The 16,348-nt window shown below is 46.2% G+C and carries 15 protein-coding genes and 1 tRNA gene; 2 read left to right on the top strand and 14 right to left on the bottom strand.

Features of this window, described 5'->3' with window-relative positions:
- Positions 1–66 precede the first annotated feature (66 nt).
- Together G7Y46_RS04315 and G7Y46_RS04320 are read right to left on the bottom strand one after the other, a co-directional pair.
- The gene (locus tag G7Y46_RS04315) at positions 67–2,682 is read right to left on the bottom strand and encodes an HAD-IC family P-type ATPase (RefSeq protein ID WP_165252734.1); all 2,616 of its coding nucleotides are present in this window, start codon (positions 2,680–2,682) and stop codon (positions 67–69) included.
- 259 nt (positions 2,683–2,941) lie between these two features.
- Positions 2,942–3,580, bottom strand: coding sequence for an SGNH/GDSL hydrolase family protein (locus G7Y46_RS04320; RefSeq protein ID WP_165252736.1), 639 nt, complete (start codon positions 3,578–3,580; stop codon positions 2,942–2,944).
- Between the two features lie 129 nt (positions 3,581–3,709).
- Between G7Y46_RS04320 and thrC the strand changes: the two genes are divergently transcribed.
- A complete protein-coding gene (gene thrC, locus G7Y46_RS04325) occupies positions 3,710–5,284 on the top strand; it encodes a threonine synthase (RefSeq protein ID WP_165252738.1) in 1,575 nt (524 codons plus the stop codon).
- 16 nt (positions 5,285–5,300) lie between these two features.
- Entirely contained in the window at positions 5,301–5,639 is a 339-nt protein-coding gene (locus G7Y46_RS04330; RefSeq protein WP_165062370.1) for a LysR family transcriptional regulator, read from the top strand.
- A 188-nt stretch (positions 5,640–5,827) separates the two neighbouring features.
- On the opposite strand, the gene G7Y46_RS04335 is transcribed toward G7Y46_RS04330, so the two are convergent.
- From G7Y46_RS04335 to G7Y46_RS04395, 12 genes are all read right to left on the bottom strand, one after another.
- Positions 5,828–6,178, bottom strand: coding sequence for a DUF192 domain-containing protein (locus G7Y46_RS04335; protein ID WP_165252740.1), 351 nt, complete (start codon positions 6,176–6,178; stop codon positions 5,828–5,830).
- 29 nt (positions 6,179–6,207) lie between these two features.
- The gene (locus G7Y46_RS04340; RefSeq protein ID WP_165252742.1) at positions 6,208–6,726 is read right to left on the bottom strand and encodes a hypothetical protein; all 519 of its coding nucleotides are present in this window, start codon (positions 6,724–6,726) and stop codon (positions 6,208–6,210) included.
- Positions 6,727–6,740: 14 nt separating this feature from the next.
- A complete protein-coding gene (locus G7Y46_RS04345) occupies positions 6,741–7,193 on the bottom strand; it encodes a hypothetical protein (RefSeq protein ID WP_241157047.1) in 453 nt (150 codons plus the stop codon).
- The gene (locus G7Y46_RS04350) at positions 7,193–9,250 is read right to left on the bottom strand and encodes a molybdenum cofactor biosynthesis enzyme (RefSeq protein WP_165252744.1); all 2,058 of its coding nucleotides are present in this window, start codon (positions 9,248–9,250) and stop codon (positions 7,193–7,195) included. The genes G7Y46_RS04345 and G7Y46_RS04350 overlap by 1 nt, the downstream gene beginning before the upstream one ends.
- 95 nt (positions 9,251–9,345) lie before the next feature.
- Positions 9,346–9,846 carry a TadE/TadG family type IV pilus assembly protein gene (locus tag G7Y46_RS04355; protein ID WP_165252746.1) on the bottom strand — a complete coding sequence of 167 codons (501 nt, stop codon included), beginning with the start codon at positions 9,844–9,846 and terminating at the stop codon, positions 9,346–9,348.
- Positions 9,830–10,291, bottom strand: a complete 462-nt coding sequence (locus G7Y46_RS09130) for a hypothetical protein (protein ID WP_241157048.1) — start codon at positions 10,289–10,291, stop codon at positions 9,830–9,832. The genes G7Y46_RS04355 and G7Y46_RS09130 overlap by 17 nt, the downstream gene beginning before the upstream one ends.
- Positions 10,292–11,227: a type II secretion system F family protein gene (locus tag G7Y46_RS04370; RefSeq protein ID WP_165252750.1), complete on the bottom strand. Its 936-nt coding sequence runs from the start codon at positions 11,225–11,227 to the stop codon at positions 10,292–10,294.
- A 5-nt stretch (positions 11,228–11,232) separates the two neighbouring features.
- The gene (locus tag G7Y46_RS04375; protein ID WP_165062364.1) at positions 11,233–12,201 is read right to left on the bottom strand and encodes a type II secretion system F family protein; all 969 of its coding nucleotides are present in this window, start codon (positions 12,199–12,201) and stop codon (positions 11,233–11,235) included.
- Complete coding sequence (locus G7Y46_RS04380; RefSeq protein WP_165252752.1) at positions 12,174–13,502, bottom strand: CpaF family protein; 1,329 nt, start codon at positions 13,500–13,502, stop codon at positions 12,174–12,176. The genes G7Y46_RS04375 and G7Y46_RS04380 overlap by 28 nt, the downstream gene beginning before the upstream one ends.
- Positions 13,499–14,884: a P-loop NTPase gene (locus tag G7Y46_RS04385; RefSeq protein ID WP_165252754.1), complete on the bottom strand. Its 1,386-nt coding sequence runs from the start codon at positions 14,882–14,884 to the stop codon at positions 13,499–13,501. Before G7Y46_RS04385 ends, G7Y46_RS04380 begins: the two co-directional genes overlap by 4 nt.
- A 1-nt stretch (position 14,885) precedes the next feature.
- On the bottom strand, positions 14,886–15,689 hold the full coding sequence (gene cpaB, locus G7Y46_RS04390; RefSeq protein WP_165252756.1) for a Flp pilus assembly protein CpaB: 804 nt from the start codon (positions 15,687–15,689) through the stop codon (positions 14,886–14,888).
- Between the two features lie 314 nt (positions 15,690–16,003).
- A tRNA-Val gene (locus tag G7Y46_RS04395) sits at positions 16,004–16,078 on the bottom strand.
- Between the last annotated feature and the right edge of the window lie 270 nt (positions 16,079–16,348).

Raw genomic sequence — 16,348 nt, forward strand, 5'->3', positions numbered from 1 at the left:
TCAACCAAGTTAACCTAGGGTAACATCAGGAATATAACACAATGGCAACAAGAATGAAAGCCTTGGTTAACTTTTTTGTATTCTTCGCATACGGAGACGATCAAATGCGTTATAGAGCAGCTGGAACACAACTAGATTTACCGCAGCGGCTATGCCAATAATTAGCCACATTGTTGATGTAAATGGCGCTATGTTAAACAGCGGTCCCAGCAACGTTGAGCCCAATAATAACCCGCCAACAATAACGACCAACAGCGCTGCGCGAATAGCGTTGTACGGAATAGACAGCCTTATAACCAGCATAACGCCTATAAATGCAAACAACAGCACACAAAGCGTAGATACCTGCGCATAATTCAGCCCAGCGCCATAACCCGTTATGCAAACTGCGAGTACTGTTAAAACGGCACAAATGGCACCGGGAATGGAATGCACTACGCAATTAGACAGGAAGCGCCCGCGAACACGCTCATGGTTCGGTTCTAGCGCAAGCACAAACGATGGAAGTCCTATGGTAAATGCACTTATCAGCGTCATCTGAATGGGCACAAACGGATATTGCCAAGGCAGGAAAATGAATAGTACCGCCGAAGTTATAGAGAACAGTGTTTTTATCAAGAAGAGAGATGCGCTGCGTTGCAAGTTATTTATAGAGCGCCTACCCTCTGCTACAACCTTTGGCATGCTGGCGAAATCGTTATCGACCAACACCAGTTGTGCCACGTTGCGCGCAGCATCACTACCACTTGCCATAGCAACACTGCAGTCGCTTGCTTTCAGCGCAAGCACATCGTTCACGCCGTCGCCTGTCATGGCTACGATATGGCCTTGCGCCTGCAATGCCACAACGAATGCTTTTTTCTGCTCGGGTGTTACTCGCCCAAAAACACTGTATTTGTTTATGGCTTCAACTATTTGTTCATCGGTTTTAAGCGTAGTTGCATCAATATAATTTTCCGCCCCCGGTACGCCTACTTTTTGCGCAATGCCAGATACCGTATGCGGATCGTCACCACTTATTACTTTAAGCTGCACGCCCTGTTCGATGAAGTATCCTATGGTCTGTGCTGCTGTAGAACGTATCTGATCGCGCAGCATTATAAAACCAACAGGTTCAGGCTGACCTAATATGCCGCCTTCTTCAGTGAACCCGTCAACACGAGCCAACAGCAATACACGATTCTCAGCCGCCAATTCATCTAACTGCGGCTTTATATCGCGAAGCGCTTGCGCATTTGCAGCCAACACAAACTGTGCCGCACCCATAACGTAAGCCCCATCAGAAAACTCTGCGCCCGACCATTTTGTTTCCGAAGAAAACGGAATTGCACGAACAATCTCGCTGCAATGCGGCTGTTGGGATGCGGAGTGAAGGCTGCGCAGCTTCTGAGCAGAGCATTCAGAAGTCGCATCATAGCGCGGCTGCGTCTCAGAGCGTAGTGAAGGCTGCGAAGCTTCTGAACGAAGCTCTGAGCGAGCCGCGCCAGTTGGCAATTCTTCACCACAATGCGGCTGCGTCTCAGAGCGGAGTGAAGGCTGCGTAGCTTCTGAACGTAGCTCTGAGCGAGCCGCGCCAGTTGGCAATTCTTCACCACAATGCGGCTGCGCGTATTCAATTATTGCCCGCGCTGTATCGTTGGGGTCTTCATCCGATGCTGCAATGCTGGCAAACAAGTGCACGAGTTCATCTTCTGAAACCGCATTGTTATGCGCCGCCACCACGCCGGCAACTTCCATACCACCTGTAGTTATGGTTCCCGTTTTGTCCAAGCAAAGCGTATCTACACGAGCCAGTGTCTCTATGCAATAAAGCTGCTGCACCAATACTTTATGACCCGCCAGCCTTATAACCGCCACAGCCAATACTGTAGAGGTTAGCAATATTAGTCCTTCAGGAATCATCCCAACAAGAGCTGAAACAGTACTTAAAATTGCCGAATCGGGTGCCACGTTATGCAAAAAATGAGTGCTGCCAAACAGCAGCAATCCCACAGGCACCATAGCCAAACTGACAAACTTAATTATGCGATTCAAGCTTGTCATTATTTCGGAATTTACAGCTTTGTGCTGCTTGGCTTCAGCGGTAATTTTGGCGGCGTAATTATCGGCACCCACATGCACAACACGCGCCCACACCATACCAGAATTTAAAAACGATCCACTCATAAGCGCATCGCCTGCAGCCTTTGCAACCGCTTTACTTTCGCCGGTAAGCAGGCTTTCATCTACACGACACGCGCCCTGCACAACAACAGCATCAGCCGGAACCTGATCGCCTCGACCTAGGCGTATCACATCGTCTAGCACCAGCTGATCTACCGACAGCTGCACCTGCTCGCCGTCACGCGCAACATCTATAAGCGATGCCGCCACAATGGAAAGCTTGTCAGTAACCATTTTTGAGCGAATCTCTTGCACGATGCCGATAATCACATTCACCACAATGATTATCATAAACAGCATGTTTTTATACGACCCGGTAAAAAACACCAGCGTCGCAAGCACCACATTCACAAAATTGAATAGCGTGCAAATATTGTCTCGGAATATATCGCCGATGGAGCGTGTTTTTAAGCCAGTATCAACATTTACCTTGCCAGCTGATATGCGTTCAGCCACTTCAGCTGCAGTTAGCCCTTTAATGCTTGTATCAACCAAATTGCCAGCTACGTTTTTAGCCATGTTTGATATAACAGCTCTCCCTTGCGCATCGTAATTTCAAACAGAGTTAAGAATAATGGAGAAATGGGACACATCGAACAACAATGCAACATTATTACATTTTTATAAGGTTGCCTAGATGGGTTTTGCCATGTTTGTCATCGCTTTCCCAAACCTATGCATCAGCTATGCACCCAGCAGCCAGCAGGCAGCAGTCAGCAGCCAGCAGCCAGCAGCCAGCAGCCAGCAGCCAGCAGCCAGCAGCCAGCAAGAATACACATCAGCACCCCATAAGAAAAGTCTGGGCTAGTTGCTGCATCCCCAATTTTGTAGGATGCGTGCCATCTAATGTATCGAATGGCTTACCTAAATTTGCCATATCTATTAAATGCGCACCATACTTCTTAACTACGCATCTTATTGCCTCATTATAGGATTCAAGATTTTCGCCTTTATATTTCGCGCGGAAAAATTCCACATCGTGCTCTTTTGAACGACCCGGCAAAAGCGTCATGCAAAACATCTCCGCATTGGGTGCCATCTCGCTAAGATTCGTCAGCATCTCTGCATAGGCTTGCTCAAATTCGCACAAAGATGAACCTTCTCCGTAATCGTTTATCCCCATATATATAAGTATGCAGTCGGGCTGCTGACCAGACGCTCCTATTACTTGCTTCGCCCGCGCAACCGATCTACCTGCCGGAAATTCACTACCAGTAACTAAGCTTCCCGAAAACGACCCATTTGCCAGAAGTTCGCCTTCCAGCGACTCTATTACTTGCATCCACCAAGTATCAGCAGGCTGCGTAACGCCGTTTTGCGCGCATAAATCATCTTCGTAATACACCTTATTTTCCGGCGGAATAAACCCATGGAAAGTAGATATAGAATCGCCAAATACTGATATTCTTTTGCCCACGATATTCCTCTCGCAAAGCATCCTGCACCCCATGCAGAAAAACAGACAAGTTGGCAGAATGTATCCATTAACATTTCAGATAAGTATATGGTAGAACCGCTGGGAATATATGCGCAAGGAGGGAATACAATGGGCGATGTACTCGACCGGAAAAGCTCGTTTGGCGAAAACCGCTATATTGATACACGCGCAGCCATAGATGAAGCCGTGCCATTCACTCAAGCTGTAATAGACGGGCTGGCTCCCAGTGGGGGTTTGTATGTTCCTCAAAGCATTCCGCGTTTTCCTTTAGAGCGCATATTGGAACTTGCCGATTTGCCCTACAGCGAACGCGCGGCGGATATATACAGCGCTTTCAATATAGATATTCCCGATACAGATATTCACGAATTGATGCACAAAAGCTACGGAGACAATTTCGATACCGTAGATGTGTGTCCAATTCAAAAACTTGATGAAGATGTGCATGTCTTAGAACTTTGGCACGGTCCTACTAGCGCGTTTAAAGATATGGCTTTGCAATGTCTGCCCAACTTTTTTGCAGCTAGCGCCGATGTCTTGCGTGAACGCGGACAGCTTGACAATAACTTTTGCATTTTAGTTGCCACATCGGGCGACACTGGAAAAGCTGCACTAGAAGGCTTCAAAGGCGTTAAAGGCGTGAATGTAGGCGTATTGTTCCCCGATGGAGGCGTTAGCGATATACAGCGCAAACAAATGGTGACGACCACCGGCGACAATGTTTGCGTTTGGGCAGTACGCGGTAATTTCGATGATTGCCAAACCGGCGTAAAAAAGGTATTCGGCGACGATGCTTTTGCGTCCCAACTAAAAAGCGATGCAAATGTAGCGTTATCTAGCGCCAATTCGATTAACTGGGGACGACTGCTTCCACAAATTGTTTATTACGTATCAAGTTATGCCGAGTTAGTAGCTGAAGGGAATGTAAGCGCAGGCGACCCAATAGATGTATGTGTACCTACTGGCAATTTTGGCAATATATTAGCTGCTTGGTATGCCAGACAAATGGGAACACCGATAGAAAACCTGTTTTGTGCAAGTAACGAAAACCGGGTTCTTACCGATTTTATAAACACTGGCATATATGACATATCTGATCGCGAATTTGTTCTTACACCATCTCCTTCCATGGATATATTGGTATCTTCAAATTTAGAGCGACAGCTTTTTGAACTGTCCGGGCGCAATGGTCAAGCCATTTCAGAATGGATGACCAGCTTAAATGCTGAAAAGCGTTTCCAAGCCGACCCCGACACAACAAAAGCTATGCAGGCTGTGTTCAAAGGCGAATCGGTTAGCAACAACGACTGCCTTAACGCTATAAAAAGCGTATTTGACAAGTATGATTACCTAATGGACCCCCACACCGCTGTCTCTTATACTGCCGGAATGAGGCTACGCAAAGATAATCCGCTACTAATAATCAGCACTGCACATTGGGCAAAGTTCGGCGATAATGTATACCGCGCTTTGCATGGCATAGCACCAGAGCAATCGCTACCGCAAGATATTGCTTCTCTTACCGGCTGTCAGCTAAACGAGCTGATTGCAAAAGAAACCGGCAAGTGGGGCATACCTAAACGTCTGGCAAACTTAGATGCTATGCCTATACGGTTCTCTGAGGTTATCGACGGTAATCAGAGCGCCATAGAGCAAGCCATAGCAACGTTTCTAGAACACTAAAGGAGATATGGTTCTAATGAAACTTAATAACTTGCAAACAAACATTCGCCTTTCCATAGTTAACCCCGATTCTCAAAGCAATTCTGTTTTTGGGCGCGGAATCGCCAATTTGTGCATGGGTGTACGCGAAAAAGGCTCTCTTAATGCTGCCGCCAAAGAAATGGGCATGGCGTACAGTAAAGCTTGGCGCATTATTAAAGACACAGAAGCGGCTCTAGGAATGCAGCTATTAATTCGCGATGGTGCACACGGAAGCGAACTTACCGAAGATGGCAATAAACTCCTAGATCTGTATTGCTCTATTAACGAGAAAGTCTCTCAGGAAGCGCTCGAACTCTACAAGGAAATGCTCTAATAAGCTGCTGGTGTTTGTTTCTGAAGTCTTTTCAATATGCTCTGCGCAATGCATGCTTGTACTGCTTGAGTTTGCTTGTTCGGCATTGGCAAACTCAACAGAGCAGGGTTTATTATCGAACTGATACATACAGCCATAACATACGTCCATATCGTCAAATATTGATGTATTGCATACCGGGCATTGCTTCATTTTTGTTCTCCCCTTCGATATGTATTGTTGCCATGCGGAGTGCCTAATTTAATAACGTCCCCCACACATAGCCAATCTCCGTCACGCGAAAATCTTTCTGCAACCATAGAAGCATGTTTATTTTTCAAGCGTTTCCGTACACCAACTCCTCTATACACTTCTAACACTCCACCATCTTTAGTAATGAAAGCTATATCTAGTGGATGCCGCATTCCAAAAGTATGCACATCGTGACATGGCACTAATAAGCGTGTTACTTCATCTGGGTCGCGAAACAACATGCCACGAAGACGCTGCGTAGTAGTTGATGCCAATTCTATAGGCTGCGCCTCGCCGCTAACATCCATAAACCACTTAGTCGTACCCTCATCTTTTGTTAATCTTGACGAGTATGCAATACCACACTTCCCAATTCTCCTGTCTGTGCAAACTCCACCATGATCCATTTACACGCACCTCCATCTTTCACATAGGTAGATACTCCCTCTTCTCCAGAAGAACATTCCACCCATCCGTTTTTACTAAGTTCAGTCTTTATGTAAGCTTGCAATTCACTAGCACGAGAATCGCAAATTATCCCTATCACAGACCAATCATTTACAATCCAAATATCCCAGCCCTGTTCGGGCTGTGCAATCTCATCTGAAAACCAATTTGGCAATTCATTGCAGGACACAGACTTCAAATTAGTTTCCTGCAAAACATCCGTAATACTTTTATCCTCTTTTAGCCCGTCCCAAACATGTTCTACAAACGTGTCTTCTAAGCCCTCAGCCTCAGCCTTTGAAGACAGCATGCATGCTGCAATAAAAACCATCGCAAGCACCGCTATAGCTATAACTGCATTTCCCGCACGCCTTCTTTGGGCTGACATTAGCTCCATTTCTTTATCCATAGTCTTCGCTTTCTCTAAAGCAACATTCCGGGTTTGTATGTGCTTATCACCAATGTTGTAGCGTGGCTTAATTTCGGTAAGCCAATTCCAAAAACGCTTTGCTGTAGACCCATTCCAAACAAAGTCGGCGAATACTGCATCGTTGCGGTGTATTTCGAATGTTCACCGCTTTGCTCTACAACTACCCGACAATCGCTGCAAACAGAACCCATCTGCGACTCTATAGCAGCCTTAATTCTGTCAACCGATTCTGCTGCTGTTTGTTCATATGCAGGAGATGTTGCAACTGTACGAATAGCATTTCTGCTAACGCGATCAAATTCGGCGCATTCACTAAAAAATGTGCAAGCATTCACAGCTATAACTGCAATTATCAGCACTACCGGAAACACAGCAGCTAGCTCTACAGTCATTTGCCCGCGCGCATCTCTTGCAAGCATCAAAGTTCTTGGAAGTATAGAAGCCATTACTGCCACGACCTTATTCCCGCAATGCTAGCTGCAGCACCAGCGACTGAATTTATACAATTAGCCACCATAGTTGCACCTTCTTGTTCCGTTTCTTGAGGCACAGTAATCTTTATGGGAATAACTACATCTCCCACTGGAAACTCTATGTCGGCAATTGCTATTTCTCCATCCGCTATTCCGCTTGCATCCATCTGCGCATTTGCCCCAGCTGCAAGAGCTGAAAACAAGTCGGTTGAAGAATTTGAAGCCAAAAGTGCCGATTGTTTTATTTGGGAATACCTAACAGCAAATTGTCCCGTATCACGCGCCGCTACACTTCCCGTATTAACGAGTATCGGTTTAAGAGAGTCAAGTTGAACAGGTTCAAGCCCGATAGCCTGAAACACGCTACTAAGTTCGCCTGCTGCCCAATCTCCAAGCCCACTAATCGTGGTCGTATGAATACTATTTAATGCCCGAGACACCCCATCGCTTAAAGCCGATTGCCCATCTTCAAAAGCGCGCAGCAAAGTTGACCAACTATCTAATACAACCTTTCCAACGCCTACAGCTGCACTATCAATATCTGCAACACCATCCAATAAAGATGTAATAACAGATGAAGCGCTATCGGATGAATCGCCAATTAACGTTGCTCCAGATACTGCTGCCCGTGTTCCAAAAGTTTGCCCAGATGCTATAAACGTATTTTCAAAACCTGCAGAAGCGTCATTAGATGCAGTATTTACTACCATCGCTATAGCGCCATATCGTCCGGGCGGTAGCGCGTGTATCCGGCGAGATTCAGTATCGGCAATAACATCAGCAATACCCTGAAATAAATTCTTCGATTCTTCCTGCACCTGAGTTTTTAGAGGTTCAAGTTCTTCCATTACCTCGTTATATTCATCACATGCCCGCCGTACCTCTTGGTAGTGATATTCAAACCCACTAGATACATTAGTTGTAGCAGAAGCTATATTAGCTATCGACTCTATGGTGAAATGGCATCTTTCGCATTCCGCATAGTTTGCATTCTCCATTTCTCGCACAGATACCTCATACGTATAACCATCAGCTGCCGAACACGCACCCCACGCATGCACAGTTTCTGTATCGTCACTTTCTGTTACAGGAAAAAGCTGCTTGGTATACAAGCTGGTTGAGCGCATTTCCTCTAGATTTCTAAATAGTTTTGGAAAAGTACAGCGCTCGTCACTTGCTTCAAAATATGCTTGTCTTATTTCCGTATAAGCATAATCATAGTAATACATGCGCAAAACTGAATCTGACGCATGCTCGTCATGATCGTCCCAATAATAATCTTCGTTATCGTATCGTTCGGAATAATAGTACTTCGCTCGCAAAAGCGCAGTTTTGAAGGACCACGTATCTGCACTTTCATAAAGCGGGTTATACTCTGCGCCAAACCCTGCCAAACTGTTGAACCGCTCATACATACACGCCGAAGGATTACGCCCACAATCCGCTTCATACCCCGCGCGTTTCGCTTCGTCTGCCCTCTGAGCTAAATGTTCTACCTCAGCTGATTTTTCCCTAATATCAGGCACTAAGTCTTCAACATACTGCCCCGTTTCTAATAAATTGTCAGAAACTTTTCCTATGGGTTCTCCTTTAGCGGGAACAAGCATTGCTAAAGGAAAATAACTTGAATACATATCGCCATCTATATTATTTGCTTTCCCAATCTCTGCAGCAGCCGCAGCACTTAAAAACGGCAGCATCTGTTGCAGTCTATTAAGCCCCTCAGCTGCTTTTTCAGAAAACTTATCGCGCGCCTGTGCGGTTTTTGTAGCCGCATTTATTATGTTTGCAGATAGTTCAGACAGCGGCGGTATACACGCAGTTACTATTCCCACTCCATATAAGGTACCCGCAAGAAGCGTCATACTTAGCACTATCGCATCACACGTATTGGCGGCAATCATGAACTCTGCCACTTCGTTTTCAGCCGCCAGCGATGCAACGTCAGCCACTTCTTGAATATCTGCTGCAGCACTTTGTATTTTGTAAAGTTGCGCTGCCGAAAAAATAAGTGCAAGTGATAAAAACATGGACACAGCCATGCTTACTGTTGTTATTCCCCTCTCGTCCCTGAAGACACAGACCGCCCTGCATTTTTGCCACCATCGAAAACCGCAACGCCGCATCAGAACCACTCCCCAACCATATCTTGTGGTGAAGATCCATCCATGCTGGCAATCGCCCAATCAGGCTGCGTTTGTTGTTCACATTCCACATGCACTTCCAAATTTCCCGAAGCATTTACCAATCCCAACAGCGAAGCTCCCGCATCTAGTAAAGGCAGCGGACGTATTTGATTTGTTATGGTTACTTTTGCGATTGATGAGCCATCTAACCCCTGCAAGCCTATATCCCAAGAACAGCCACTACTGTGAACATGAAATATATCTACCTGTGGAACAGCGGACAGTCTCCGCCTTATGAAGTCTTCACATATTTGGCTATCTGCCGAAGATGATGTAGCCAGTAACCTACACCCTTCCGCTGCGGCATTCTGCATCACTATACGATCGTAGAGCACTATGCTTGGTTGTAACAGCAAAAGAGCCAGCAACATAAGAATGGGCAGAGCAAACGCCGCCTCAACCGTTGCCTGACCTTTGCATTTATCAGAAGCAGAAAACATCTATGGCACCCCCGACCGATCCCTGAACGTTATGAGATGCAGCAGCTATAGAATGCTGGATGAACACTCCATCACTTACCACAGATGAAAGAGCACCCAAAACAACAACGATACATAAAATTGCTCCAAGCACCACGGCATATTCCACGCTAGATTGCCCGCGCACGCTAGCTATAAGCTGTTTATTCCGTCGGAAATAGCCGCCCACAATTCTTCCAATTTTGGACGGAATATGGTTATTGCCAAAATCGCAATTACTACCAAGACCCCCACAAGTATTGCGTACTCTGTAGTGCCTTGACCTCTCTCGCAAACTAGCTTCGCTTGCGCACGACTTACTAAATTGCGCATACAATCTTCTAGCTGTCTTTGCGCTGTATGCATCCTGCACTTTGCGCTTTGTACAAATCTGTTCATTCCATACATAAACGTTCTCCTTTCCCATCTAAAAACCGCCACCTATCATCTCTAGCAAAACAGGTCCAAGCACCATGATTAACATGGCAGGAAGAATCAATGTTCCTGTAGGAACCATCATCTTTACAGGTGCTTTTGCGACCTGTTCTTGCTTATTTGATCTGTATGTAACGCGCGCCTCTCGTGCTGCGGCTTCCAAGCTTTCCACCATTGAAGTTCCAAACCTAATAGAGCGCACAATTGTCTCTACCACTCGCATAAATATGATTGAGTTATACGACTCTGCTAATTCACGCAAAGATTCATCGCGACGCTGTAGCCCCGATACCCATTTCTTCTCGGCAAGTGTAAATTCGCTAGCCAAAATTGTGTTAAAACGCGCCGAATAAATTTGCAGGCTACGATCGAAAGAAAGCCCACTTCGCATTCCTATAGCAACAACATCCAACATTTCTGGTAGATGTCTTTCCATTTCACTTGTGCGCCAATCAACTCTATGCTTCAAAGCGCGTTTCGGTGCTGTAGCACCTAAAAAGCAGCCAACTATCCCCAACACTATGGCAAACGCCCCAGAAACCATTACCCCTAAAAGCGCCCCTAGCAAAGCGCATGCGACAGACAATTTCACACGCGCAGCGCAAAAACCACCTTCACTTATAGCTCCTTGAAATCCAGCAAAAGTAACGTTCCGCTCAAGCCAGATTGACTTCGCGAATATATTTGGCAAACGTAAAGTGGCACCATTTGTTTCGCTTATCGTTTCGCGGCGCAATAGTTCAATCACTTTTACATCTATAGCTGAGCCGCCCTCCGCTATATTCAAATTGTCGTTTTCCCGAACTCGCACTTTATCTTTATGTCGAGAACGCTGCTGAAGATGCTTCACGAAAATATATGCGTTATAGCCAGCTCCGCTGGCAAATCCCATCGCAGCACAAACCGTAACGGCTGATAAAGTAGACACCTAAATTACCCCCTACCTATCTGAAGCATATGCCTTACCGTCAGCACGCCCACAAGCTGCATAATTAAAGCCACCGCAAGCAAACCCATGCCCGCTAAACTGGTGAAAAATGGTGTTAGAAATCCCGGACTTACCAGCGAAAAAATTGCTACCAATACAAACGGCATAACAGTTACTATACTGGCGGACAGTCTTGCTTGTGCTGTTTGCACCCGAAGCGAACGCATCAAATCCAATTCATTTACAACCGATTCACGCGCAGTTTCCAAAACAGGTGCAATGCTGCCGCCGCTTTGATGCTGCACATCTAAAGCAACAGCTACAAACGACAATTCAGGTACATGATCGCTAGACCGCATAACAGACAGCGCTTCTTCAACAGATGCACCCATCTGAAGCCTTCGTGCAGCTACGCCAAATAGCTTTCCTAGCGCTCCACTGCATTCTTTGGCCGTTTGCTGAAGTGTTTGCGAAAGAGACAACCCCGACCTAAAGCACACCCCCATGCATCTAAGTGCATCTGGTATCTGTTCGCGCATCGCCAAACTACGCTTCTCAAAACGGTTACGCACATACACAGATAAAGCCACTACGCACAAACACGAAACCGCAACACCGCACACGACAGACATTGTAATTAAGCCAGCCAACACACCCACACCAGCCACAACAACCAACATCAGCGAAATCAACGCCTGCGGCGTAGTAGGAATATCGCGCCCTTCTAACAATTCAACACTTTCTTCAGCTACCTTTTTAATACTGGGAATACCAACAATTTTTGCCGCCAACGGTCTAAAAGGTTCAATTCCTTTCGATATGCGCAACAAAACGCGCTCTCGTCTATTCGGCGCTAATGCACTAGCAGCCGCATTCCTCCTGCGCCAAGCGCCATCCAAAATTAGACCTAGCGCCACACCGCATGCAGCCGCCAAAACAATTGCCGCTATTCCACACGCGCCATACGCTTCCATCGCTGCACCTCCTTGCTGTTTGCAATGTTGTTTTGCACCACTTCATCCAATATCTGTGGCTTGTATTCCCACACACCATCTGCATCGGGTGCCGATCTGTAAAACAAGCGCCTTATACTGCAAGTGCGCGATTCGCGGGCATAACTAACCTCGGACACAATCGACAAAAACCTAGAACCATCACAGTGCCTACTAACCTGTACTATGTAGTCGAAAGCATTTCCTATCTGGGCTTCTATAGCATCTACCGGAAGATCTACGGCATACCTAACCATGGTTACTATTCTGTCCAGCACATCTTCAGGCGAATTTGCATGCAAAGTGGTTAAAGACCCATCATGTCCAGTATTCATGGCTTGCAACATATCTAGCGTCTCGCCCGATCTGCACTCACCGACAATTATTCTGTCTGGCCTCATACGCAGCGCATTTACCACTAAATCACGTATTGTTATTTCGCCCTCGCCTTCCGCATTCATCGGGCGCGCTTCCATACGCACCACATGAAGCCCCGGGCTGAATTTCAATTCCGCAGAATCTTCTATTGTTATAATTCGCTCGTCTTTAGGAATATGGCACGACAGTGCATTCAGCAGCGTAGTTTTCCCACTACCGGTACCACCTGATACCACTACATTTTTACGGCTAACCACCAGCCATTTTAGAAAAATACCCATGCATTCATCGAATGATCCGCGCTGTTCCATCTCTTCAAGCGTCATTACATGCCGTGTGAATGCTCTGATTGTTAAATGCGGTCCATCTGGCGTTATAGGAGGAATTACAGCATTAACACGATGTCCCTGCGGAAGCCTAGCGTTCACCATAGGTGAAGATTCATCTATGCGCCTACCAAGCGGTCCAATTATGCGATCAATCAGAACGCGCACTTGTTCATCGCTATCGAAATGCAAGTCGCATTCAATTAATTTGCCGTCGCGTTCATAAAAAATGCTATACGCACCGTTAACCATTATTTCAGTAACACTCTCATCGGCAATCAGGCTCTCTATCGGACCCATGCCAAATACAACATCTATAAGCTCTTCTGTTAGTAAACGTTTATCGGCACCAGAAAAAGCGTCCCACTTCGATTCAGAAAGTGCATGACGACATGCCGTGCGAAGCTCGTTGCGCGCGCGTTGCGGATTATCAGCCATTATTGCAGCTATAGTTTCAAACGAAGTCCATTCACGCACATCTTCGCGCAAATCTTCCACTGTTAAGCGCTGCAGCGCACGCCCATTAGCTGTAGCACTATTTACATCGGCAACCGCGCGTACACGTTCCATAAGGCTCATGCGCGTACTCCTTTACCCACATGCGATCTATGCGGTGCAGGCAGCTCTAATGCATTCTCGGCATATGAACGTCTACGAGAAGTGCGTTTGCCTACTTTTGTAGTCTTCATTTTTACGGTCTTCGCATTAGATGCTTTACTTTTGCGTATGCGTTTTTTGTCATTGCCGCTAAGGCTGCTAGGCAGCATTTCGTCTAGCATTTCAGACACACTTGCGCAAAGAGCATTTTTACTGGCTAATAAATCATGTGAACTACCAGCACCCAAAAGCTCTTCAACATCCACTCCGCCATCTTTAAGTTCATATACATGAGCACCTTGCATGGCACATGCAACATCCATAGATGTAAATAAAGCGCCGCGCTTGCATTTATTTATTGCGTAGGCGAAAGTTCCTGAAGCTATACCTAACCTAGAGCACAGTTCTACTGCATGCCTACACGCGCGAACACTAGATGCCTTCTGATCTATAAGAAATAATGCACAATCGCTATGTTCAATAAGCGAAACGTGATACTCAGCCCAACTAGCACCGGTATTCACAACTACCATATCGAATAATTTAGATGCCTCGCTTAATATATCCGATATATGCGCGCCCACAACTTCTGCCTGCTCAAGCCGCTTAGGTGCAGCCAGCAATGCCACACCACCTTCTTGCACTTGCAAAGCTAAAGTTTCCAGCATCTGCATTTCAGACAAAATGTCGTCAGCCGTAATAGGCTCATTTGCTCCTGTTAGATAAGCCAAATCTCCAAACTGTAAGTCGCAGTCAAATAGAAGCACTTTACAACCCTGAGATGCAGCCACATCTGCAGCCACAGCCGAAACCGTACTCTTCCCAGCGCCACCGCTACCCGAAAGCACAGTTAACACATAAGCATTGCCTTCTGCTTTTGACTTTTGTTGTTGTGCGGCAATTTGTGCATTTCTGTGCTGGGCTTCAAAAGATTGGTCAGAACACAATTCAGTCGGAGTAGACGCATTCGCCTCTAAACTCTTAGCTGAATCCAGCAAGCGCCCGCGCGTATCGCGCTCTTCTAAAAACCGCTGCACTAAATCATCTAGCGCCAAAACACCACTTAACCCTGCAGCTTTAGCCCTGCTGCACAAAGACCCGCTGACGCTATCCGCCACTACATATACTGGCAACTGCAAGTTATCTGTGCGCATAGCCGCTGCTAGATTTATAGCTTCAACATCATCGCTTCCGACAATCCAAACCTTACACACATCTTCTGAATTGCGTGCAATATTGCGCGCTGTCTTAGCATCTGACTCTAACAACAGCCAATCTATACTACTTAAATTTATATCCCCGAATCCTAAAATCTCAGGATGCAAAAACACTTCAGCAGGTGCGCATAGAAGAATACGACTCATCTTATGCACCGCCGTTCCGTTTGTCCGCCGATGCAGCGGATGACGATTTACTGCTAGAACTAGCTTTACTAGATGAAGACGCATCCGAAGACAACGCTGCAGAAGATGAATTTCGCGCTGAGGTTGCTGCCGAAGACGAGCTTGAATTTGACACAACGCTTTCAGAAGGCAAAACGAAATATAGCTCTGTATTTTCAGCAGCGCTAACCATTTCTGGTACCTTTTCTGGAGGTAGCGCCAACGTAATCCAAGTGCCCGAGTTAGAAGACCCACTAGAAGATCCATCGGCGCATGTCTCAAGTACCTTGACAAAAGATGCTATCTTAACGGTAGAACTAGCCCCAACCGCATACACGTCAACACTCATTCCCGGACCAAGCGCGCCACCAACAGCTTGCACCGCCCTAGCAGGAACGCTTAACGCTACCATGCCATCAGGGACTTCTATGCTAGATGACTCAAATCCAAATCTTGCCGAAGACACAACTTCACCAGCCAAGATTGCAGAGCCTACCTGCTGCCCTACTGCGTCCGCCTTAGATGTTATGGCATCGGCAGGCAACAGTGTTGCAATCCACATTTTTGATTCTAAGTCACCATCAGTTATAGTCTGACCAGCTGCAATATCACGCTTAGCTACACATACCTCTACCTGATCGCCACCATAACGCGCCAGCATTTCATCCTGTGCTGCATGTGCCCGCTCATCAACCTGCAACACATACAGCGCCACACATATCGCACATAGCACGCCGCACACTATGGCTATTAATGCCGATCTATTTCGTCTTGTTGATAATTTCACTTGTCACCTCACTCGCCTTCAGCTTTCGCCTGCAAAACAAGTGTGGCTATTAAATCTGTCATGCACATATCAAAATTGCGACATTGAGCTACATAGAAAATCGCTGCGTAATGACTTTTTTGAAAGTTCAATTTACTTCGCAATCTTTATATTTGCGAAATCTATTCCTATCTATATGTCACAAAAATCTGGCATCAAATGATCAAGAAGCTTGCAAAAACCTTGCAGAAATCTTGCTGAATATGCAAGGTTCAAATCTATGTGGATATTTCCAAACATGAAAAACGCCCCGTTGTAGGGGCGTTGATTTTTAATGGTGGTCGAGGAGGGATTTGAACCCCCGACCTTGTGCTTGTAAGGCACCTGCGCTCCCGCTGCGCCACTCGACCATGTATGTTGATGACTATTATAGCAGTATTTTTGTCAGTAAAAAATCGTTGACCCAAAAAGGTTCATCACATATCCTACACACAGGGCGATTTACGATTGCGTGATGTAATGCGGATATGTATTACCCCACGTGTTCGCAAATCGTAAGGGAAGAAGTATGAAAGGAGGATCACGCGCGGTCGTTTCTCCCGATTGTGTCGTTAGTCCTGAAGGGATGCGGCGGACTGGTCATCCTCTGCATTGTTTATTACAGGTACCTCAACAACCCT

The sequence above is a fragment of the Adlercreutzia sp. ZJ304 genome, assembly GCF_011039075.1.
Lineage (GTDB): Bacteria > Actinomycetota > Coriobacteriia > Coriobacteriales > Eggerthellaceae > Adlercreutzia_A.